This is a genomic window from Streptomyces sp. NPDC058683, from assembly GCF_042716195.1.
Classification (GTDB): Bacteria; Actinomycetota; Actinomycetes; order Streptomycetales; family Streptomycetaceae; genus Streptomyces.
This window is the reverse complement of record NZ_JBHXSK010000002.1, coordinates 34,694-54,539: the sequence shown is the minus strand read 5'-3', so window position 1 is coordinate 54,539 and position 19,846 is coordinate 34,694. Positions and strand designations below refer to the sequence as shown.

Here is a 19,846-nt window from a genome sequence, read left to right as displayed (position 1 = left end):
GCTCGGTCACCTCTCCAAGAGCATCCTCTGCAACTCCCTAGCGGCCCGAGGCGGCGCAACATCACTCCGGTGAGCCAACGCGATGGTCCGATGCAACCCCGGCTTGGCCAACGGAGTGACCCGCAACCCCCGCCCCGACCGAGCGGCAACCATCCGAGGCACCACGGCCACCCCCAACCCCGCCCGCACAAACCCCAGCACCGCGTCCATCTCACCCCCCTCGACAGCAAAAGCCGGCTCGAACCCAGCGGAGCGACACGCCGCGACGGTCAGCTCCCGCAGGTCGTACCCGTGCCGGAACATCACCAGCCGCTCCCCCTCCAGGTCGGAGATCTTCACCCCGCCCCGCCCCCGCCCGGGCACCGTCGCCTCGGGTGAGGACACCACCACCAGGTCCTCCCGCAACAGCTCCACCGTGGTCAGCGCGGGCGACGCCGGCGGCAGCGGCAGCACGATCAGCGCCAGGTCCAGCGCCCCGCGCGCCAGCTCCCGTACCAGGTCATGGGAGCCGCTCTCCTCGATCAGCAGCTGGATCCCGGGATACCGGTCGTGGAAGGACCTCAGCACGTCCGGCAGCAGCCCGGTGCACAGGCTCGGTGTCGCACCCAGCCGCACCCGCCCGCTTCGCAGCTGCACCAGCTCCTGCACCTCGTGCCGGGCGGTGTCCGCGTCCGCGAGGATCCGCCGGGCCAGCGGCAGCAGTGCCTCGCCCGCGTCGGTGAGCGTGATGTTGCCCCGGGCCCGCAGGAACAGATCCGCCCCCAGCTCCCGCTCCAGCGCCCTGATCTGCTGGGAGAGCGACGGCTGGGCGACATGGACCAGCTCGGCGGCCCGGGTGAAGTGCCGGGTCTCGGCGACGGCGACAAAGTACTGAAGCTGCTGGAACTGCATGGTGACACGATAGCTTCTGGCTATGGAATCGAGCCGGACCATGTCTTGGACCGATCGGGTGTCCGGGCTCTACCGTCCTGAACATGGCTCTGGCAACGCGGACGGACCGACGGCCGTCCATGGCACGCACGATGTGGGACAGCTCCGTCGGCAAGAAGACGGTGATGGCCGTCAGCGGCCTGATCATGCTGCTCTACCTGGTCGTGCACATGATCGGCAACCTGAAGATCTACTTCGGGGCGGGCGAGTTCAACCACTACGCCCACTGGCTGCGCACCGTCGGCGAGCCCTTCATGCACTACGAGTGGACGCTCTGGCTCATCCGGATCGTCCTGGTCGTCGCCGTGGTCTCGCACGCCACGTCCGCCTACCAGCTCAGCCGCCGTGACATCAGGGCGCGCCCCACCAAGTACGTGCACAGCAGGCCCCGGGCCAGCTACGCGACCCGCACCATGCGCTGGGGCGGGATCATCCTCGCCCTGTTCATCGTCTGGCACATCCTCGACCTGACCACCGGCACCGTGCACTCCGGCGGCTTCCAGGAGGGCCACCCGTACCAGAACGTCGTGGACACCTTCTCCACCTGGTACGGCAACGTCATCTACATCGTCGCGATGCTCGCGCTCGGTCTGCACGTCCGGCACGGCTTCTGGAGCGCCGCCCAGACCCTCGGCGTCGGCAGCCGCACCCGCGACCGCGTCCTCAAGGCCACGGCCAACGTCCTCGCGCTGCTGCTCACGGCGGGCTTCATCGCCGTACCCGTGGGTGTCATGACCGGAGTGGTGAGCTGAACATGACCGACTACCCGAACTACACGACCGGCGAAGCCGTCGTCGACGGCAAGGCCCCCTCCGGGCCGGTCAACGAGCGCTGGGACACCCGCCGCTTCGAGGCCAAGCTGGTCAACCCCGCGAACCGGCGCAAGCACACCGTGATCGTCGTCGGCACCGGTCTCGCCGGCGGCTCCGCCGGGGCCACCCTCGCCGAGCAGGGCTACCACGTCGTCCAGTTCTGCTACCAGGACTCCCCGCGCCGGGCCCACTCCATCGCCGCGCAGGGCGGGATCAACGCGGCGAAGAACTACCGCAACGACGGCGACTCCGTCCACCGGCTGTTCTACGACACCGTCAAGGGCGGCGACTTCCGGGCCCGGGAGTCCAACGTCCACCGGCTCGCGCAGATCTCCGTCGAGATCATCGACCAGTGCGTGGCGCAGGGCGTGCCGTTCGCACGGGAGTACGGCGGTCTGCTCGACACCCGGTCCTTCGGCGGTGTCCAGGTGTCCCGCACCTTCTACGCCCGTGGGCAGACCGGGCAGCAGCTGCTCCTCGGCGCCTACCAGGCGCTGAGCCGGCAGATCGCCGCCGGGAACGTGGAGATGCATCCGCGGACCGAGATGCTCGACGTGATCGTGGTCGACGGGCGGGCGCGCGGGATCGTGGCCCGGGACCTGATCACTGGGAAGATCGACACCTACTTCGCGGACGCCGTCGTCCTGGCGAGCGGTGGCTACGGCAACGTCTTCTACCTGTCGACGAACGCCATGAACTCCAACGCCACCGCCGTCTGGCGGGCGCACCGGCGCGGTGCCTACTTCGCCAACCCGTGCTTCACCCAGATCCACCCCACCTGCATCCCGCGCACCGGCGACCACCAGTCCAAGCTCACCCTGATGAGCGAGTCGCTGCGCAACGACGGCCGGATCTGGGTGCCCAAGGCCAAGGGCGACACCCGGCCCGCCAACCAGATCCCCGAGGACGAGCGCGACTACTACCTGGAGCGCATCTACCCGTCCTTCGGCAACCTCGTCCCCCGTGACATCGCCTCCCGCGCCGCGAAGAACGTCTGCGACGAGGGGCGCGGCGTCGGGCCCGGCGGGCAGGGCGTCTATCTGGACTTCGCCGACGCCATCGCGCGACTGGGGCGGAGAGCCGTCGAGGCGAAGTACGGCAACCTCTTCGACATGTACCAGCGGATCACCGACGAGGATCCGTACCGGGTGCCGATGCGGATCTACCCCGCCGTGCACTACACGATGGGCGGGCTGTGGGTCGACTACGACCTCCAGACCACCGTCCCCGGGCTGTTCGCGGTCGGCGAGGCCAACTTCTCCGACCACGGGGCGAACCGGCTCGGCGCGAGTGCGCTGATGCAGGGCCTGGCCGACGGCTACTTCGTGCTGCCGGCCACCATCAACGACTACCTCGCCCGCAACCCCCACCAGGAGGCGGTGACGGTCGAACACCCCGTCGTGCAGGAGGTACTGGCCGAGACGGAGGACCGGCTGAACCTGCTGCTGTCCGTCGACGGCGACCGCACCCCCGACTCCTTCCACCGTGAACTCGGCGAAGTGATGTGGGAGTTCTGCGGCATGGCCCGGACGGACTCGGGGCTGCGCAAGGCACTCGAGCGCATCCCGCAGATCCGCGAGGAGTTCTGGCGGCGCATCAAGGTGCCGGGGACCGGCGAGGAGTTCAACCAGTCCCTGGAGAAGGCCAACCGCATCGTCGACTACCTGGAGCTGGCCGAGCTGATGTGCCTCGACGCGCTGCACCGCGCCGAGTCCTGCGGCGGCCACTTCCGGGAGGAGTCCCAGACGCCGGACGGCGAGGCCGCCCGCAAGGACGACGAGTTCTCCTACGCGGCCGCCTGGGAATTCACCGGCACCGGGGACGCCCCGGTGCTGCACAAGGAAGACCTGGTCTTCGAGTACGTCCACCCCACCCAGCGGAGCTACGCATGAAGCTCACCCTGCGCGTCTGGCGGCAGCAGAACGCCGACGCCGACGGCGCGATGTCCACGTACGAGGTGGACGGCATCTCGTCGGACATGTCCTTCCTGGAGATGCTCGACACCCTCAACGAGGAGCTCATCCTCAACGGTGAGGACCCGGTCGCCTTCGACCACGACTGCCGTGAGGGGATCTGCGGCGCGTGCTCCCTGGTGATCAACGGGGACGCGCACGGTCCGGAGCGGACCACCACCTGCCAGCTGCACATGCGGTCCTTCAAGGACGGCGACACGATCGACATCGAGCCGTGGCGGGCGTCCGCCTTCCCGGTGATCAAGGACCTGGTGGTCGACCGGTCCGCGTTCGACCGGATCATCCAGGCCGGCGGGTACATCTCCGCGCCGACCGGCGCCGCGCCGGAGGCGCACGCCACGGCGGTGCCCAAGGCCGACGCCGACTTCGCGTTCGAGCACGCGGAGTGCATCGGGTGCGGGGCGTGTGTGGCGGCCTGCCCGAACGGGGCGGCGATGCTGTTCACCTCCGCCAAGATCAACCATCTGAACGTACTGCCCCAGGGGGCGCCCGAGCGGGAGACGCGGGTGCTGGACATGGTGGCGCAGATGGACGACGAGGGCTTCGGGGGGTGCACGCTGACGGGGGAGTGCGCGACGGCCTGCCCGAAGGGCATTCCGCTGGTGTCCATCACGAGCATGAACAAGGAGTGGCTGCGGGCCACCCGGAAGGCGGGAAAGCGGTAGCGCCGTAGGAGGCGCGTAAATGAACGTTCGCCGACAAGAGCGGACGGGCGGGGCCGGGGCTGGTGCTCCCCGGCCCCGCTTCGCCGTTACCGACCGTCGTGCCAGGGGCGTGCAAGGGCGCGGTCGGGTCACGGTAGCGTTGCTTCAGCGCGTCCAAAAGGACACGCGCGGGGGTGAGCCACCCACCGAATCCCGGCATTCAGCAGCCGCACATCCACGGGTCCCGCGCACGTCACGCCGAGTCCAGCCTGCCAAGGAAGAAAGCAGGTGCAGATTTCCTCAGCTTCCGCTCGGCGCAGGAGACCTCCATGACCGCCATGCCCGCCTCACCCCCTGCTCTCGCCGCCCCGCCCGGGGACTCCGGCTATCTGGTGCAGCTCGCCCGTGACGAAGACGACGTCCGGGCCGCGCAGCGACTGCGCTACCAGGTGTTCGCCGGAGAGATGGGCGCCCGGCTCGACGGGCCGGAACCGGGTCTGGACGTGGACGCCTTCGACGCGTTCTGCGACCACCTCCTGATCCGGGAAGCCCTCACCGGCGAAGTCGTCGGCACCTACCGACTGCTGCCGCCCGAGCGTGCCGCCGTCGCCGGCCGCCTCTACTCCGAGGGCGAGTTCGACCTGAGCCCGCTCGCCGGCATCCGCTCCGGACTGGTCGAGGTCGGCCGCTCCTGCGTGCACCCCGCCCACCGCGACGGCGCCGTCATCGGCCTCATCTGGGCCGGCATAGCCCGGTACATGGTGGACCGCGGCCACGAGTGGCTGGCCGGCTGCTGCTCCGTCCCGCTCGCCGACGGCGGTGCCCTCGCGGCCGCCGCCTGGGAGCGGGTGCAGGCCAAGCACCTCGCCCCGGAGGAGCTGCGGGTACGACCGCTGCGCCCGTGGGTGCCCGAGGGGCCGGCCCCGGAGGGCCGTACCGAACTGCCCGCGCTGCTCCGCGGCTACCTGCGCCTCGGCGCCTGGGTGTGCGGCGAGCCCGCGCACGACCCCGACTTCGGGGTCGCCGACATGTACGTCCTGCTGTCGATGCGCCGGGTCAACGCGCGCTATCTGCGGCACTTCCTCTCGCTCGTCCCGGCCTGATGAGCGTCTGGCTGCCCAGCGCGCCCTGCACCCCCGGCGCGTGCGTGGAGTCCGCGGGGTCGCTCACGGTCGTTCCCCGCGCCGTGCTGCGGTTCGCCGCGGTCGTGACCCTGATGCTGGTCGCGATCATGCTGCTCCCGCTCGGCGGGCGGATTCCCACCGAGTGGGTGCGCCGGTTCTCCCGGCTGGTCGTCCGGGCCGCCGGGGTCCGGGTCCGGATCACCGGCAGCGCCCCGGGCACCGGTGGGGTGCTGCTTGTCGCCAACCACATCTCCTGGATGGACATTCCGCTGCTGGCCGCCGTACGGCCCGCGCGGATGCTCGCCAAGAAGGAGATCCGCGAGTGGCCGGTGGCCGGCGCGCTGGTGGCCGGCGCCGGGGCGCTGTTCATCGACCGGGACCGGCTGCGCGCGCTGCCGGACACGGTCGGCCGGATCTCGGGCGCGCTCCGGGAGGGCGCCGCGGTGGTCGCCTTCCCGGAGGGCAGCACCTGGTGCGGCCGGGCCCAGGGCCGGTTCCGCCGGGCCGTGTTCCAGGCCGCCCTGGACGCCGGCGCGCCGGTGCAGCCGGTGCGGCTGCACTACCGGCTGGAAGCGGGAGTGGCCAGCACCGTGCCCGCCTATGTCGGCGAGGACACGCTGCTGGCGTCCCTGTGGCGAGTGGTGTCGACCCGTGGCCTGGTGGCCGAGGTGGACGTACGGCCGCTGATACCGGCCGGCCGGCACCCGGACCGTCGCACCCTCGCCCGCGCCGCCCAGCCGGTGACCCACGGCCCGGCCTGGACGCACGCGGCTCTGGTGAGCCCCGGCAAGGGCTCTCAGTGGTCGGTCTCCAAGTGGAGCTTGAGCAGGTCGACGCCGTAGTCGCCGCCGTTGGGCGTGCGGATGATGGTGTGGATGTGCTGCTGGGTCGGCGTGCCGCCCGGACCGCCCATGCCACCGCCGCCGCCCGGCTGGCCGCCCGTGGGCATCCCGGTGGGCTGACCGGTGGGCTGCCCCGACGGCTGACCCCCTGAGGGCCGGCCTCCGCTGCCGGTCTCCGTCCCGTAGGCGAGCGGGGACTGGGCGTCGTACTCGATGAGGACGACCGGGCTGTGCACCCGGTAGTAGAAGGCCGAGGTGTCCTTGGTCTCGCCGAGCCAGTAGAAGTACGTCTGGTCCAGGTGCTCCTTCACCTCCTTCATCCTCACCCCGGCGTGGCCGTCGTCCAGGTAGCCGACGTAGACGCCGACCAGGTCGAGGAGCTTGTCCCGCTGGGCCGAGGTGAGTTCGGAGCCGGGCAGGCCCTGGTAGGCGAGCTCGAGGTTGTCGGCGCCGGCGCCCGCCTTCATGTCGGTGCCGGACTTGCTGACCTCGGCGTCGATCGCCTTGGCGCGCTGGGCCGAGGCGAGGGAGCGGAGCAGGGCCAGACCGGCCTTCGTCTCCGGCTTGAACAGGGTGATCTTCTCGCCCTGGTAGGTGGCCGAGGTCGGCTCGGAGCCCATGAAGGTCGGCGTCATGACGACCTGGTCGCCCAGGACGAAGTAGTTGATCGCCACATGGTGGCCCTCGTACTGGAAACCCCACGGCTTGCTCGTCGACGGGGTGCCCATGAAGGTGAAGAAGTAGGCACCCTCGGTGAGGGTCTCCCGGTTGCCGCCGCTGTAGTCGCCCAGGAACGCGTTCAGCTTCATGATGTTACGGGTCTGGGTGAGGCCCTTCGCGGACAGTGCGGCGCCGAGCAGCGCGTAGCCCAGCTCCCGCTTCGCGTCCGTGATGTCGCCCATCCGGACGCCCTTGCGCGCGTAGCCGTCGACGTTGCTCCAGGCCAGCCACTCGTCGTCGGCCACGTCGAAGGTGCACGAGGTGCGCTCCTTCGTGCTGAGGCCGTCGAGGAAGGCCTGCGCGGCCTTGACGACCTTGTCCGTGGAGACGTCGGTGGAGTGGACCGAGTACAGGCCGTCGACGACCTTGCCGTCCGTGGTGAGGCCCATGAAGTCCTTGTACTTGACCTCGGACTGGCCGGGGCCCATGCCGCCGGCACCGCCGGGGCCGCCGGAGGGCATACCGCCACTGGGGGCGCCGGAGGCCGAACCCGATGTGCCGGACGAGCCGTTGGAGCAGCCGGTCATGGTCGCCAGCGCGGCGGCTCCGCCGGCGAGCAACGCCTTGTTCATGAACCAGCGGCGGGTGCGCTCGGCTTCGGGGGTGCGGGGGTGGTGTCCATGCATACGCCCAAACTCCAGGGGCAACCTGAAGCATTCCTGAAGATCATCAGGGGAGGGGCCGGGACAGATAGGGCCCCGTCACACTGCCCTCGGCCCGCGCGACCTCCGCCGGCGGGCCCGTCGCGACGATCCGGCCGCCCCGGTCCCCACCGCCCGGACCCAGGTCGATCACCCAGTCCGCGCCCGCCACGACCGCCATGTCGTGCTCGACCACCACGACCGTGTGCCCGGCGTCCACCAGCCCGTGCAACTGGCGCATCAGCACCTCGACGTCGGCCGGATGCAGTCCCGTCGTCGGCTCGTCCAGGAGGTAGAGGGTGTGGCCGCGCCGGCCGCGCTGCAACTCGCTCGCCAGCTTGATCCGTTGGGCCTCGCCACCGGACAACTCCGTGGCGGGCTGCCCCAGTCGCAGATAGCCGAGCCCCACGTCGAGCAGGGTGCGCAGGCTGCGCGCCACGGCCGGGATGTCCGCGAAGAACTCCGCCGCGCTCTCCACGGTCAGGTCCAGCACCTGGGCGATGTTCCGTCCCCGGTAGGGCACTTCGAGTGTCTCGGGGTTGTAGCGGGCCCCGCCGCAGTCCGGGCAGGGCGCGTAGGTGCTGGGCAGGAACAGCAGCTCCACGCTGACGAAACCCTCGCCCTGGCAGGTCTCGCAGCGCCCTCCGGCCACATTGAAGGAGAACCGTCCCGCGCCGTAACCACGCTCCCGCGCCCGGTCGGTGGCCGCGAACACCTTCCGTACGACGTCGAACAGACCGGTGTAGGTGGCCAGGTTGGAGCGCGGGGTGCGGCCGATCGGCCTCTGGTCGACGGAGACCAGCCGGCCGACCCCGTCGAGTTCCTCGGTGATCTCGCCGATCAGTGTCGACTTGCCCGAGCCGGAGACTCCGGTGACGGCGGTGAGGACACCGAGCGGGAACTCGGCGGTGACCGCGCGCAGGTTGTGCCGGGTGACCGGGCCGACCTTCAGCCACCCGTCGGCGGTGCGGAGTCGACGGGCCGGAGCGGGCTCCGCCGTGAACAGGTAGCGGGCGGTGGCGGACTCCGCGACCCCGGCCAGCTCCGCCACCGGCCCGCTGTGCAGCACCCGGCCGCCGTGCTCACCGGCGCCCGGGCCCACGTCCACCAGCCAGTCGGCGCCGCGCACCACGTCCAGGTGGTGCTCCACCACGAACACCGAGTTCCCGGCCGCCTTCAGCCGTGCCAGCACCGTGAGCAGCGCCTCGGTGTCCGCCGGGTGCAGCCCGGCCGACGGCTCGTCCAGGACGTACACGACACCGAACAGACCGGAGCGCAACTGCGTCGCCAGGCGCAGGCGTTGGAGCTCGCCCGCCGAGAGCGTGGGGGTCGCCCGGTCCAGGCTCAGATAGCCGAGGCCGAGTTCGACGACCGGTGCGATGCGGGCGGTGAGGTCCTCGGTGAGCACCCGCGCGGTCTCCGAGGAGGGGCCGCCGTCGAGCAGTCCGGCCAGCTCGGTCAGCGGGAGCCCGGCCAGGTGCGCGATCGTACGGCCCGCGAAGGTCACGGCGAGGGCCTCCGGCCGCAGCCTCCTGCCGCCGCACACCGGGCAGGGCGCGCTGGTCAGGAAGGTCTCCGCCTTCGCCCGCAGCGCCGGGCTCCTGGAGTCCGAGAAGGTCTTCATGACGTACCGGCGGGCGCTCATGTACGTGCCCTGGTACGGCCGCTGGATGCGGTCGGCGTCCCGGACCGGGTGCACGGTGACCACCGGCTGCTCGTCCGTGAAGAGGATCCACTCCCGTTCCCCGGCGGGCAGTTCGCGCCAGGGCCGGTCCACGTCGTGACCGAGCGCGTCCAGGATGTCCCGCAGGTTCTTGCCCTGCCAGGCACCCGGCCAGGCGGCGATCGCGCCGTCCCGGATCGACAGCGACGGGTCGGGGACCAGCGACTCCTCCGTCGTACGGTGGACCCGGCCCAGACCGTGGCACTCCGGGCAGGCGCCCGCCGCCGTGTTCGGGGAGAACGCGTCGGAGTCGAGCCGCTCCGCGCCCGGCGGATAGTCCCCGGCACGCGAGAAGAGCATGCGCAGGGAGTTGGAGAGGTTGGTGATGGTGCCGACCGAGGAGCGGGAGGTCGGGGCCGAGCGGCGCTGCTGGAGCGAGACCGCCGGCGGCAGCCCGCTGATCTCACCGACCTTCGGCGCCCCGACCTGGTGGATCAGCCTGCGCGCGTACGGTGCGACCGACTCGAAGTAGCGCCGCTGGGCCTCGGCGTAGATCGTGCCGAACGCCAGGGACGACTTCCCCGAACCGGACACACCGGTGAAGACGGCCAGCACGTCCCGCGGGACGTCCACGTCGACACCCTTGAGGTTGTGCTCACGGGCGCCACGGACGCGGACGTACGGATCGTGGGGGCTGTGCATCGGGGGAGGCTCCGTACGGACGACTCGCCGGGCAGGGACAAACCCCGCGAGTCTAGCCCGTGCGGTCCGTCAGGGCTGCGGAGGGTTGTTCCGGTTCCGCTCCTGCTCGATGTAGTCGTCGGCCTTCTTCTGGCCCATGTCGACCTGGGACTGGTACTTGTTTCCGGTCCGCTGGTCGATCATGTCGCCGCCCTTTTCGACGCCCTGTTTGGCCTGGTCCTCGTGGCCCTTGAGCATCCCCTTGAGCTTGTCCAGCATGGACATGGCAGCCCTCCTCGCTGGTTGAGGCTTCCTCACCAGCGTCACCGCCCCCGGCCCGGTCCGCATCTCGGCGGGCGTCCCCGTGCGGGCCCGGCGTGCCTGTGCAAGGTTGGAAGACGCGGAATCCCGCCGACCGCAGAGCTGACCGCAGAAAGGCCCGGGCCCTATGAGCACTCCCGGTTTCGGATTCGGACGCAGTCCCTTCGAAGACTTCGACGAGCTGATGTCCCGCTTCTTCGGCGGATCCGGACCGGGCACACCGGCCCGCCGCCCGCAGCGCGTCGACATCGGCAGCCTGCTGTCCGAACGGGCGCGCGAGCTGGTGGCCGAGGCCCGCGACCTCGCCGCCGTCGAGGGCAGCGAGGAGCTGGACGCCAGGCACCTGCTGGCCGCGGCCACCACGCACGACTCCACCCGGCGGCTGCTCACCGAGGCCGGCGCGGACCCCGACCAGCTCCGCGAGCGGCTCACCGCCGGTCACGGCGGCGGCGAGAAGACGGAGCCCACCGCCCTCACCCCGGCCGCCAAGCGCGCCCTGCTCGACGCCTACCAGATCTCCCGCGCCGAGGGCGCCTCCTACATCGGCCCCGAGCACCTCCTGCGCGCGCTCGCCGCGAACCCGGAGTCGACGGCCGGGCGGACGCTCGGCGAGAGCGGCTGGGAGCCGACCCGGATGCCGGCCGAGGGCGCGGCGGAGCGGAAGAAGCCCAGCACCACGCCGACCGTCGACGAGTACGGCCGTGATCTCACCGAGGACGCCCGGGCCGGGCGCCTGGACCCGGTGATCGGGCGGGACGACGAGGTCGAGCAGACCATCGAGGTGCTCTCCCGGCGCAGCAAGAACAACCCCGTCCTGATCGGTGACCCCGGCGTCGGCAAGACCGCCATCGTCGAGGGCATCGCACAGCGGATCGTCGCCGGGGACGTGCCCAAGACCCTGGAGGGCAAGCGGCTGGTCTCCCTGGACCTGGCCGGGATGGTGGCCGGCACGAAGTACCGGGGCGAGTTCGAGGAGCGGCTGAAGAAACTCCTCGACGAGGTCCGCGAGCACAGCGACGGACTGGTGCTGTTCCTGGACGAGTTGCACACCGTCGTCGGCGCCGGCGGAGGCGGCGACGGGTCCCTGGACGCGGGCAACATCCTCAAACCCGCCCTCGCCCGCGGCGAGTTGCACCTGATCGGCGCGACGACGATCGACGAGTACCGCAAGCACATCGAGAAGGACGCGGCCCTGGAACGCCGGTTCGCGCCCATCCTGGTCGGTGAGCCCACGGTCGACGACACCATCGAGATCCTGCGCGGCCTGCGCGACCGTTACGAGGCCCACCACCAGGTCCGTATCACCGACGAGGCGGTCGTCGCGGCGGCCGAGCTCTCCGACCGGTACATCACCTCCCGCTTCCTGCCCGACAAGGCGATCGACCTGATGGACCAGGCCGCCGCCCGGGTCCGGCTGCGCTCGAAGACCCCGCCCACCGACACCCGGGACATCGAGGACCGGATCGCCGCCCTGAACCGGGAGAAGGACCAGGCCGTCGCCGACGAGGAGTACGAGCGCGCCAAGGAGGTCCGCGACCGGATCAGGGAGGCCGAGGCCGAGCTGGAGCAGGCGGGCACGGCCGAGGAGCACGCGCCCAAGGTCACCGCCGAGGACATCGCCGAGGTCGTCTCCCGCTCCACCGGCATCCCGGTCGCCCAGCTCACCGAGGAGGAGCGGGAGCGGCTGATGAAGCTGGAGGAGCACCTGCACGAGCGGGTCGTCGGCCAGGACGAGGCGATCACCGCCGTCGCCCGCGCGGTCCGCCGTGCCCGGGCCGGCATGAGCGACCCCAACCGTCCGGTCGGCAGCTTCCTCTTCCTCGGCCCGACCGGCGTCGGCAAGACCGAGCTGGCCCGCGCCCTGGCCGCCGCCCTCTTCGGCGACGAGACCCGCATGATCCGTCTGGACATGAGCGAGTTCCAGGAGCGCCACACGGTCTCCCGGCTGGTCGGCGCCCCGCCCGGATACGTCGGCCACGAGGAGGCCGGTCAGCTCACCGAGGCGGTGCGCAGACAGCCGTACGCCGTGCTGCTCCTGGACGAGGTGGAGAAGGCGCACCCGGACGTCTTCAACACCCTGCTCCAGCTCCTGGACGACGGCCGCCTCACCGACGCCCAGGGCCGCACCGTCGACTTCAAGAACACCGTCGTCATCATGACGTCGAACATCGGCGCCGACCGCATCCTGGCCGCCGGCACCGAGGACTACACCAAGGTCCGGGAGGCCGTGATGCCGGCCCTTCAGCAGCACTTCCGGCCGGAGTTCCTGAACCGCATCGACGAGATCATCGTCTTCCGCGGCCTGGACCGCACCCAACTGCGCGAGATCGTCGACCTGTTGCTGGAGCACACCCGGCGCCGCCTGCACGCCCAGGAGGTCGGCCTCGAAGTCACCGACGCGGCCGCGGGGTTGCTCGCCAACCTCGGTCACGAACCCGACTTCGGCGCCCGCCCGCTGCGCCGCACCATCCAGCGCGAGGTCGACGACCGCCTCGCCGACCTGCTGCTCTCCGGCCAGCTCACGGCGGGCGACCGGGCGGTGGTGGACGCGGCCGACGGCCAGATCGTGATCAGGTCCGACAAGCCGGCCGAGGTCGGCTGATCAGGCCCGCACCAGCGCGGCCAGCCGCCGGTAGGAGTCCAGCAGGGCCGGGCGGTCGTAGCTGCTGGTGGTGACCAGGACCTCGTCGGCGGCCGTCTCCTTCAGGACCGACTCCAGCTCGTCCGCGACCTGCTCCTCGGTACCGGCGAGGTGCCCGGCGAGCCCGGACTCGTAGAAGCCGCGCTCCTTCTCGGTCATCGCCCTGCTCTCGACCGCCTCGGCCGGGGGCAGCGGCGGGAAGGTGCCGTGGGTGCGGGAGTACGCCATCGACCAGGCCTCGGGGACGAGCAGCCGGCGGGCCGCCTCGGGGGTACCGGCGACGGCGACGGTCCCGGAGATCACGACATAGGGCTCGGCCGCCCAGGGGGAGGGGCGGAAGCGGTCGCGGTAGTGGTCGATGCCGCGTCGCATCTTCTCCCGGTTGCGCAGATCACCGATGACCATCGGCAGGCCGGCACGGGCCGCGATGCCGGCGCCCTCGCCCATCGCCAGCACGAACGGCGGCACCCGCAGCCCCTGGGCCGGGCGGGCCCGCACTCCGGTCGGCGAGGTGCCCTCGAACCAGCCGAGCAGCTCGCCGAGTTGCGCCGCGAAGTCCTCGGCGTCGTCCTTGTCGCGCCCCAGCGCCTTGCGGACCCCGTCGGTGAAACCCACCGAGCGGCCCAGCCCCATGTCGATCCGCCCGGGAAACAGCGACTCCAGCACCCCGAACTGCTCGGCCACGACCAGGGGCTGGTGGTTCGGCAGCATGACACCGCCGGTGCCGACCCGGATGGTGCGGGTCGCGGCGGCGACGGCCGCGGCCAGCACGGTCGGCGCCGAACCGGCGACGCCCGGCACCCCGTGATGCTCCGACACCCAGAACCGGTGATATCCGAGCGCCTCCACCTCCCGCGCCAGCGCCACGGTGTCCCGCAGCGCCGCACCGGGGCTGTGTCCCTCCCGGGTGCGCGAGCGGTCGAGGACGGAGAACCGGGTCCGGGCGATCAGCGCGTTCACGCAGGGTTCAACACCGGAGCGGCCCCAGGATTCCCGCCGCCGGTCAGTCCCCGGGGATCAGCAGACCGCGCTCGTAGGCCCTGACCAGGTGCTGCGGAACCAGGTGGCGGACGCCGTCGACGGTCACCGGGACGAGTGCCGGGGTGCTCGCCTTCCACTGGGCACGGCGGTGACGGGTGTTGCTGCGCGACATCTTCCGCTTGGGTACGGCCATGGGGATCCTCCTCGGTGCTGCTGCGTTGTCGGTGCCGACCGGACGGCACCGAGGACGCTATATGAAAATGGATCCCATGAGCAATTGATGGTCCGGCGCCCAGGGGCGATGCCGGTGCCCGACCAGGGCTACCGGGTGTCCGACCAGGGTTGCCGGGTGTCCGACTAGGGTTGCCGGGTGACCGACAGCAGCAAGCGTCCGATCGCCGTGTTCGACATCGACAACACCCTTGCCGACACCGCGCACCGGCAGCGGTTCCTGGAGCGCAAGCCCCGGGACTGGGACGCCTTCTTCGCGGCCGCGCCGCACGATCCGCCGCTCGCCGAGGGGATCGCGCTGGCCGTGGCGACCGCGCGGGAGTGCGAGATCGTCTATCTCACCGGGCGGCCCGACCGGTGCCGGCGCGACACCCTGGACTGGCTCGCCGCCCATGGGCTGCCCGAGGGACGTGTGCACATGCGGCGCAACGCCGATCGCAGGCCCGCCCGGCACACCAAGCTGGAGATCCTGCGCCGCCTCGCCGAGCGGCGTGAGGTCCGCGTCCTGGTCGATGACGACGAGCTGGTGTGCGACGACGCCGAACGGGCCGGGTTCACCGTGGTGCGGGCCCGCTGGGCCGACCGCTCGGCCGCGCTGGAGCAGGCCCAGGAGGGGGAGGGGCGGACCTGAGCCCGCCCGGCACCGGTCCCGAGGGCGTCAGCCCTCGTCGTCGATGCGGAAGCCCACCTTCAGGCCCACCTGGTAGTGCTCGATCTGCCCGTCCTCGATCTGGCCCCTGACCTGTGTCACCTCGAACCAGTCCAGGTTGCGCAGGGTCTGGTTGGCGCGTGCGACACCGTTGCGGATGGCCTGGTCGATGCCCTCGTGCGAGGTGCCGACGATCTCGGTGACCCGGTAGGTGTGGTTCGGCATCGGGATGCTCCTCTCGTCGTCACTCCAAGGTGCCCCATCCGGAAGCGGAGCGCGAGGCGTCGGTGATCGTGGTCGCCGGTCGCCGGTCGCGGGTCAGCCGGTCTCGGCGGCGAAGGGGCCGCCGGCGCCGAATGCGAGCCGCCCGAAGTTCTCGGCGATGCGCCGGTGGCCCGCCGGATCGGGGTGTACCGCGTCGGGCAGCGGGAACTCCGCGTAGTCCCGCTCGCCGTACAGGTCACGGCCGTCGAGGTAGTGCAGGTTCGGGTCGTCGGCCGCCCGCTGTTCGACGATCCGGGCGAGCGCGGCCCGGATGACGTTGAGCGTCAGGCGCCCGGCGGCGCGTTCGGCCGGATCGCCGGTCGCCCTGAACCGCAGGGTTCCGCCGTCGAAGTCGGGCGCGAGGGGGCCGGGGGTGTCCTCCTGGACCGGGCACAGAATGGCGGACACGACCAGCAACGGCGTGGTCGGATGCCCCTCGCGGAGGGTGTCGAGGAAACCGTGCACCGCGGGGACGAAGGCGCGCAGGCGCATCGCGTCGGCGTTGACGACGTTGATGCCGATCTTCAGGCTGATCAGGTCCGCGGGGGTGTCCCGCATCGCACGCGCGGTGAACGGGTCCAGCAGCGCACTGCCGCCGAACCCCAGGTTGACCAGCTCCACTTCGCCCTGGGCGGCTGCCAGGGCCGGCCAGATGGCGGTCGGATGCGTGGCGTTCGAGCCGTGGCTGATGGAACTGCCGTGGTGCAGCCACACCCTGCGCCCGCTCTCCGGCGCCCGCTCGACGGGGGCGTCGGTGCGCAGGGTGATCAGTTCGGTGATCTCTGTGTGCGGAAGCCAGATCTCGACGTCCTTGGCACCGGCGGGGAGGCCGGTGAACCGGGCGGTGCCGGCCGGCCCCTCCGTCAGCTCGGCGGACTGGGTGAGCATGTCGGTGATCGTGTGCACGTTGCCGCCGGCCACCGTGGCCTGGGCCGTGAGGCGGCCGTCGACCAGCAGGTCGTACACGCCGTCCGCCGGGGCCGGGAGCCCGCGGTACACCCGTTTGGTGGGCCGCGTGTCCAGTTCGACGGTGGTGGCCCGGGTCCGGAAGACCAGCCGCACGCCGGAGGGCTGGGCCTCGGCCAGGGCCAGTTGGCTGTCGGGGATCTGCCGGCGTGCCCGGGCGGGCAGCCGATGCGGCAGCAGACCGTGCGCGGTCGCTTCCACGTCGAGGAAACCGCGCAGGATGTCCACGGTGACAGGTGTGGTGATCCAGTCGTGTTCGGTGCTCATTGCCTCAGCCTGTTGATCAATATGTCCGGTTGGTGTGGACGGGGGCGGTGCACGGCGCCATCGGACCGCCGCCGGTCAGGATGCGCCCCGGTTCCGCAGCAGAGTGTCGAGGGAGTCCACGATCCAGGCCCACGACTCCCGCGCGTCGGGGGCGCTGTGCTCGAAACCCCCGGCGAGCTCCAGGCTGACGTAGCCGTGGAAGACACTGCCCAGCATCCGGACCGCGTGCGTCTGGTCCGGCTCCGTCAGGTCGTAGCCGCGCAGGATCGCCCGCGTCATCTGGGCGTGCCGCACCCCGGCGCTGGCGGCCGCGGTCTCGGGATCGAGCCGGAGCCGGGCGGCGGCGTACCGGCCGGGGTACTCCCGGGCGTAGTCGCGGTAGGCGTCCGCGAAGGCGGCCAGGGCGTCCTTGCCGGCCCGCCCGGCCAGGGCGTCGGCGACCCGGTCGGCGAGTTCCTCCAGGGCGAACAGGGCGATCCTGGTCCTGAGTTCCTGGGAGTTCTTCAGATGCGAGTACAGACTCGCGACCTTGACGTCGAACCGCCGGGCGAGTGCCGAGACGGTCACCTGGTCGAAGCCGACCTCGTCGGCCAGCTCCGCCCCCGCCACGGTCAGCCGCTCCGGGGTCAGCCCTGCTCTGGCCATAGCCTTCCTCCTGTCTGGCGACAACGATAATGCATTTGCCTAAAGGGTTTAGGCAAATTAGCCTACGGCACATGAGACCCCTGAACGAGCGGGAGATCCGCGCCGCCTTCGTGAACTGCACCAAGGGCGAGGCCAAGCGCCTGTCCGTCCCCCACGACCTGGCCGACCGGCCGTGGGACGACCTGGACTTCCTCGGCTGGCGGGATCCCCAGGCGCCCGACCGGGCCTACCTCGCCGTCGAGCTGGGCGGCCGCCCGGTGGCACTCGCCCTGCGCTCCTCCGGCACCACGTCCTGGCAGACGCGGCGCAGCATGTGCTCGATGTGCCTGACCACCCACACCGGAGGCGTCTCGCTGATGGTCGCCGCGAAAGCCGGCAAGGCCGGGCAGCAGGGAAACTCCGTGGGCGTCTACATATGCAGCGACCTCGCCTGCTCGCTGTACGTGCGGGGCAGGAAGGACGCGGGTGTCGGCGCGCGCCTGCCCGAGTCGCTCACCCTGGAGGAGAAGATCCAGCGGACCGTCGCGAACCTCACGGCGTTCATCGCCAGGGTCACCGCCTGAGCCGGCCATGGGGCTTGCGTCCCCTTGCTCTGCGCAGCGGCCCTTGACCCTGCGCATTGGTCCATACCAAAATCCCGTACACCCGTACGAGCATCCGTGCTCGTTCCCCCACGTCGGGCCTTCTCCCCTGTCCGCCAGACAGAACAGGAACCCCCTCGTGAGACGTCGTCGCCCGCTCGCCCTCGTCTGTGTGTCCGCCGCGCTGCTCAGCGCCTGTGGTGTCCTGCCGGGCGGATCGGGCGGGCGGCACACCATCACGGTGTGGCTGATGCAGAACAGCGCGTCGCAGCAGTTCCTGCACCGCTTCACCGCCGACTTCGAGCGCACCCACAAGGACATCCGCCTCGACATCCGTATCCAGCAGTGGACCGGGATCGTGGACAAGGTGCAGGAGGCGCTCAAGTCCGACTCCGCGGACGGTCCCGACGTCATCGAGGTCGGCAACACCCAGGTCCCGCAGTACGTCGAAGGCGGCCGGCTCACCGACCTCACCCTGGAGTCGATGCGGGACTGGGGCAAGGAGCACTGGCTGCCCGGCCTCGCCGAACCCGGCCGGGACGAATCGCGTCAGTACGGCATCCCCTGGTACGCGGCCAACCGTGTCGTCATCTACCGCAAGGACCTCTTCGAGAAGGCCGGCATCACCTCCCCGCCGAAGAGCCGCGACGAGTGGCTGGCCGACACCGAGAAGCTCAACTCGGGCGGGAACCAGGGAATCTACCTCGCCGGACAGGACTGGTACACGCTCTCCGGGTTCGTCTGGGACGAGGGCGGTGATCTCGCCGAGCAGACGGACGCGGGCTGGAAGGGCACCCTGGACAGCGCGGCCGCACTGCGCGGGATGGACTTCTACCGGCGGCTCCAGGCCCTCGGCAAGGGGCCCGTGGACGCCGACGAGGAACACCCGCCCCAGGCGCAGGTGTTCGCGGGCGGTCAGGTCGCACAGCTCGTCGCGGTGCCCGGCCTCGCCCAGTCCATCGTGCAGGAGAACCCCGAACTCAAGGAAAAGATCGGCTACTTCCCGGTGCCGGGCCGCACCGCCGACCATCCGGGTGCCGTCTTCACCGGCGGCTCCGATCTCGTCGTACCGCAGAACACCGACCGGCCCTACGACGCCACCGCCGTCGTCGGCGCGCTCGCCGGAGCCAAGTGGGACACCGACCTGGCCCGCACGATGAACTACGTGCCCAACAAGACCACGCTGGCGGGCGCGGTCGCCGGGTCGGAGGGGGTGGCCGCCATGGCGGCGGGGGCCGCGCAGGGGCGGGCGACCCCCCACACCCCGGACTGGCCGGCGGTCGAGGCCGACAACCCGATCAAGGGCTACATGACCAAAGTGCTCAGCGGGGCGGACCCCGCGACCGAGGCCCGGCGCGTCTCCCGGCGGATCACCGAACTGCTCGAGCCGGACTTCGGGTAAGTCGGCGCGCGACGCTGAGGGAGAGCGTGAAGCGCGCGAAGCGCCTGCTCCAGGGGTGTGCGTGGGTTTCTGCACCCCGCAGGTGCGCCTGCGGGCCGTCGACCGCGCGCAGCAAGGGTGACCGGCTGATCACGGTGCTCGACGCCGATGCGCTGTTCACCGGCGACCCGGCCGAGACCGGACGGGTCGCGATCTTCTCGTCGTTCCCGCCGCACGACACCGTCGTGAGCGGTCTCGGCGGGATCGGTACGCCAGTCAGGCAGGAGGCGATCACTCACCCGTCTATTGGTCGAGTACGCGCCGGAGCAACCTCTCGAGGGTGGTCAGCTGGGTGGGAGTTGCGGTGCTGATCGCGGTGAGGAGTCGGGAGGTGCCTTCGTTGAGCTGGTTGACGGTGTCGACGCCGGCGGTGGTGAGTGAGATGCGCTTGGCGCGAAGGTCGTCGGGGTCGGGTTCGACGGCGATGAGGTCGCGTTCGCGCAGTCGCTGCACCACGCCCGTGAGGTTGGACGGGTCGCAGCCCATGCGCTGGGCCAGATTACGGATGGAACCGGGCTGGGTGGCGGTTCCGAGGAGGATGGCCTGGGTCCGGGTGAGGCCGAGTTCGCCGGCGAGGGAGTCCATCTCGTGCGCGTAGGTTGCGACGAGCAGCCGCATCAGTTGTTGGACGGCCGCTAGCTGGGCGCCGGTGTCCTGTGGCTGCCTGGTTCCCATGGGCTGGCTTTCCTCGCGTCCCCTTGCTGGTCGAAGAACCATGGTAACCGGGTGCCGGAAGGCGCAGAAGGACGGTTCCACCCCTGCGGGATTGCATGAGGGCATCATGCATACCTGGGTCATTTTGCATGAGGTCTTCATGTATGTAACCTGC

At 71.0% G+C, this 19,846-nt stretch carries 19 protein-coding genes; 9 read left to right on the top strand and 10 right to left on the bottom strand.

The window, feature by feature from the left end:
• Positions 1 to 6: 6 nt before the first annotated feature.
• Positions 7 to 891: a LysR family transcriptional regulator gene (locus tag ACFWXC_RS02385; RefSeq protein ID WP_384471725.1), complete on the bottom strand. Its 885-nt coding sequence runs from the start codon at positions 889 to 891 to the stop codon at positions 7 to 9.
• Between the two features lie 119 nt (positions 892 to 1,010).
• Here ACFWXC_RS02385 and ACFWXC_RS02380 point away from each other — a divergent pair, with 119 nt between their 5' ends.
• From ACFWXC_RS02380 to ACFWXC_RS02360, 5 genes are all read left to right on the top strand, one after another.
• A complete protein-coding gene (locus ACFWXC_RS02380; protein WP_384472493.1) occupies positions 1,011 to 1,682 on the top strand; it encodes a succinate dehydrogenase in 672 nt (223 codons plus the stop codon).
• 2 nt (positions 1,683 to 1,684) lie between these two features.
• A complete protein-coding gene (locus ACFWXC_RS02375) occupies positions 1,685 to 3,634 on the top strand; it encodes a fumarate reductase/succinate dehydrogenase flavoprotein subunit (protein ID WP_384471722.1) in 1,950 nt (649 codons plus the stop codon).
• Complete coding sequence (locus ACFWXC_RS02370; RefSeq protein ID WP_384471719.1) at positions 3,631 to 4,380, top strand: succinate dehydrogenase/fumarate reductase iron-sulfur subunit; 750 nt, start codon at positions 3,631 to 3,633, stop codon at positions 4,378 to 4,380. The genes ACFWXC_RS02375 and ACFWXC_RS02370 overlap by 4 nt, the downstream gene beginning before the upstream one ends.
• A 308-nt stretch (positions 4,381 to 4,688) precedes the next feature.
• Entirely contained in the window at positions 4,689 to 5,462 is a 774-nt protein-coding gene (locus ACFWXC_RS02365) for a GNAT family N-acetyltransferase (RefSeq protein ID WP_384471716.1), read from the top strand.
• Positions 5,462 to 6,325, top strand: a complete 864-nt coding sequence (locus ACFWXC_RS02360) for a lysophospholipid acyltransferase family protein (RefSeq protein ID WP_384471713.1) — start codon at positions 5,462 to 5,464, stop codon at positions 6,323 to 6,325. The genes ACFWXC_RS02365 and ACFWXC_RS02360 overlap by 1 nt, the downstream gene beginning before the upstream one ends.
• Here the strand turns inward: ACFWXC_RS02360 and ACFWXC_RS02355 are convergent.
• From ACFWXC_RS02355 to ACFWXC_RS02345, 3 genes are all read right to left on the bottom strand, one after another.
• Complete coding sequence (locus tag ACFWXC_RS02355) at positions 6,280 to 7,671, bottom strand: DUF3500 domain-containing protein (RefSeq protein ID WP_384471710.1); 1,392 nt, start codon at positions 7,669 to 7,671, stop codon at positions 6,280 to 6,282. The two genes, ACFWXC_RS02360 and ACFWXC_RS02355, sit on opposite strands and share 46 nt — an antisense overlap.
• 43 nt (positions 7,672 to 7,714) lie before the next feature.
• Positions 7,715 to 10,051: an ATP-binding cassette domain-containing protein gene (locus ACFWXC_RS02350; protein ID WP_384471707.1), complete on the bottom strand. Its 2,337-nt coding sequence runs from the start codon at positions 10,049 to 10,051 to the stop codon at positions 7,715 to 7,717.
• Between the two features lie 69 nt (positions 10,052 to 10,120).
• A complete protein-coding gene (locus ACFWXC_RS02345; protein ID WP_384471704.1) occupies positions 10,121 to 10,315 on the bottom strand; it encodes an antitoxin in 195 nt (64 codons plus the stop codon).
• A 163-nt stretch (positions 10,316 to 10,478) separates the two neighbouring features.
• Between ACFWXC_RS02345 and ACFWXC_RS02340 the strand changes: the two genes are divergently transcribed.
• Positions 10,479 to 12,953, top strand: coding sequence for an ATP-dependent Clp protease ATP-binding subunit (locus tag ACFWXC_RS02340; protein WP_384471701.1), 2,475 nt, complete (start codon positions 10,479 to 10,481; stop codon positions 12,951 to 12,953).
• On the opposite strand, the gene ACFWXC_RS02335 is transcribed toward ACFWXC_RS02340, so the two are convergent.
• Positions 12,954 to 13,952 (bottom strand): LLM class flavin-dependent oxidoreductase, encoded by a 999-nt coding sequence (locus tag ACFWXC_RS02335; protein ID WP_384471698.1) that lies wholly within the window; start codon positions 13,950 to 13,952, stop codon positions 12,954 to 12,956. It lies immediately after the preceding gene.
• A gap of 43 nt (positions 13,953 to 13,995) precedes the next feature.
• Positions 13,996 to 14,166, bottom strand: coding sequence for a 50S ribosomal protein L32 (rpmF, locus tag ACFWXC_RS02330; protein WP_384471695.1), 171 nt, complete (start codon positions 14,164 to 14,166; stop codon positions 13,996 to 13,998).
• Between the two features lie 177 nt (positions 14,167 to 14,343).
• Here rpmF and ACFWXC_RS02325 point away from each other — a divergent pair, with 177 nt between their 5' ends.
• Positions 14,344 to 14,835 (top strand): hypothetical protein, encoded by a 492-nt coding sequence (locus ACFWXC_RS02325; RefSeq protein WP_384471692.1) that lies wholly within the window; start codon positions 14,344 to 14,346, stop codon positions 14,833 to 14,835.
• Positions 14,836 to 14,862: 27 nt separating this feature from the next.
• Here ACFWXC_RS02325 and ACFWXC_RS02320 read toward each other — a convergent pair whose 3' ends face one another.
• From ACFWXC_RS02320 to ACFWXC_RS02310, 3 genes are all read right to left on the bottom strand, one after another.
• Positions 14,863 to 15,078 (bottom strand): dodecin, encoded by a 216-nt coding sequence (locus ACFWXC_RS02320; protein ID WP_384471689.1) that lies wholly within the window; start codon positions 15,076 to 15,078, stop codon positions 14,863 to 14,865.
• A 93-nt stretch (positions 15,079 to 15,171) separates the two neighbouring features.
• A complete protein-coding gene (locus tag ACFWXC_RS02315) occupies positions 15,172 to 16,350 on the bottom strand; it encodes a GDSL-type esterase/lipase family protein (RefSeq protein ID WP_384471686.1) in 1,179 nt (392 codons plus the stop codon).
• A gap of 75 nt (positions 16,351 to 16,425) precedes the next feature.
• On the bottom strand, positions 16,426 to 16,995 hold the full coding sequence (locus ACFWXC_RS02310) for a TetR/AcrR family transcriptional regulator (protein ID WP_384471683.1): 570 nt from the start codon (positions 16,993 to 16,995) through the stop codon (positions 16,426 to 16,428).
• 71 nt (positions 16,996 to 17,066) lie between these two features.
• Here ACFWXC_RS02310 and ACFWXC_RS02305 point away from each other — a divergent pair, with 71 nt between their 5' ends.
• Entirely contained in the window at positions 17,067 to 17,558 is a 492-nt protein-coding gene (locus ACFWXC_RS02305; RefSeq protein ID WP_384471681.1) for an FBP domain-containing protein, read from the top strand.
• Positions 17,559 to 17,715: 157 nt separating this feature from the next.
• Entirely contained in the window at positions 17,716 to 18,978 is a 1,263-nt protein-coding gene (locus ACFWXC_RS02300) for an extracellular solute-binding protein (RefSeq protein ID WP_384471678.1), read from the top strand.
• Between the two features lie 282 nt (positions 18,979 to 19,260).
• Here the strand turns inward: ACFWXC_RS02300 and ACFWXC_RS02295 are convergent, their stop codons facing one another.
• Positions 19,261 to 19,692, bottom strand: coding sequence for a MarR family winged helix-turn-helix transcriptional regulator (locus ACFWXC_RS02295; RefSeq protein ID WP_384471675.1), 432 nt, complete (start codon positions 19,690 to 19,692; stop codon positions 19,261 to 19,263).
• Positions 19,693 to 19,846 lie beyond the last annotated feature (154 nt).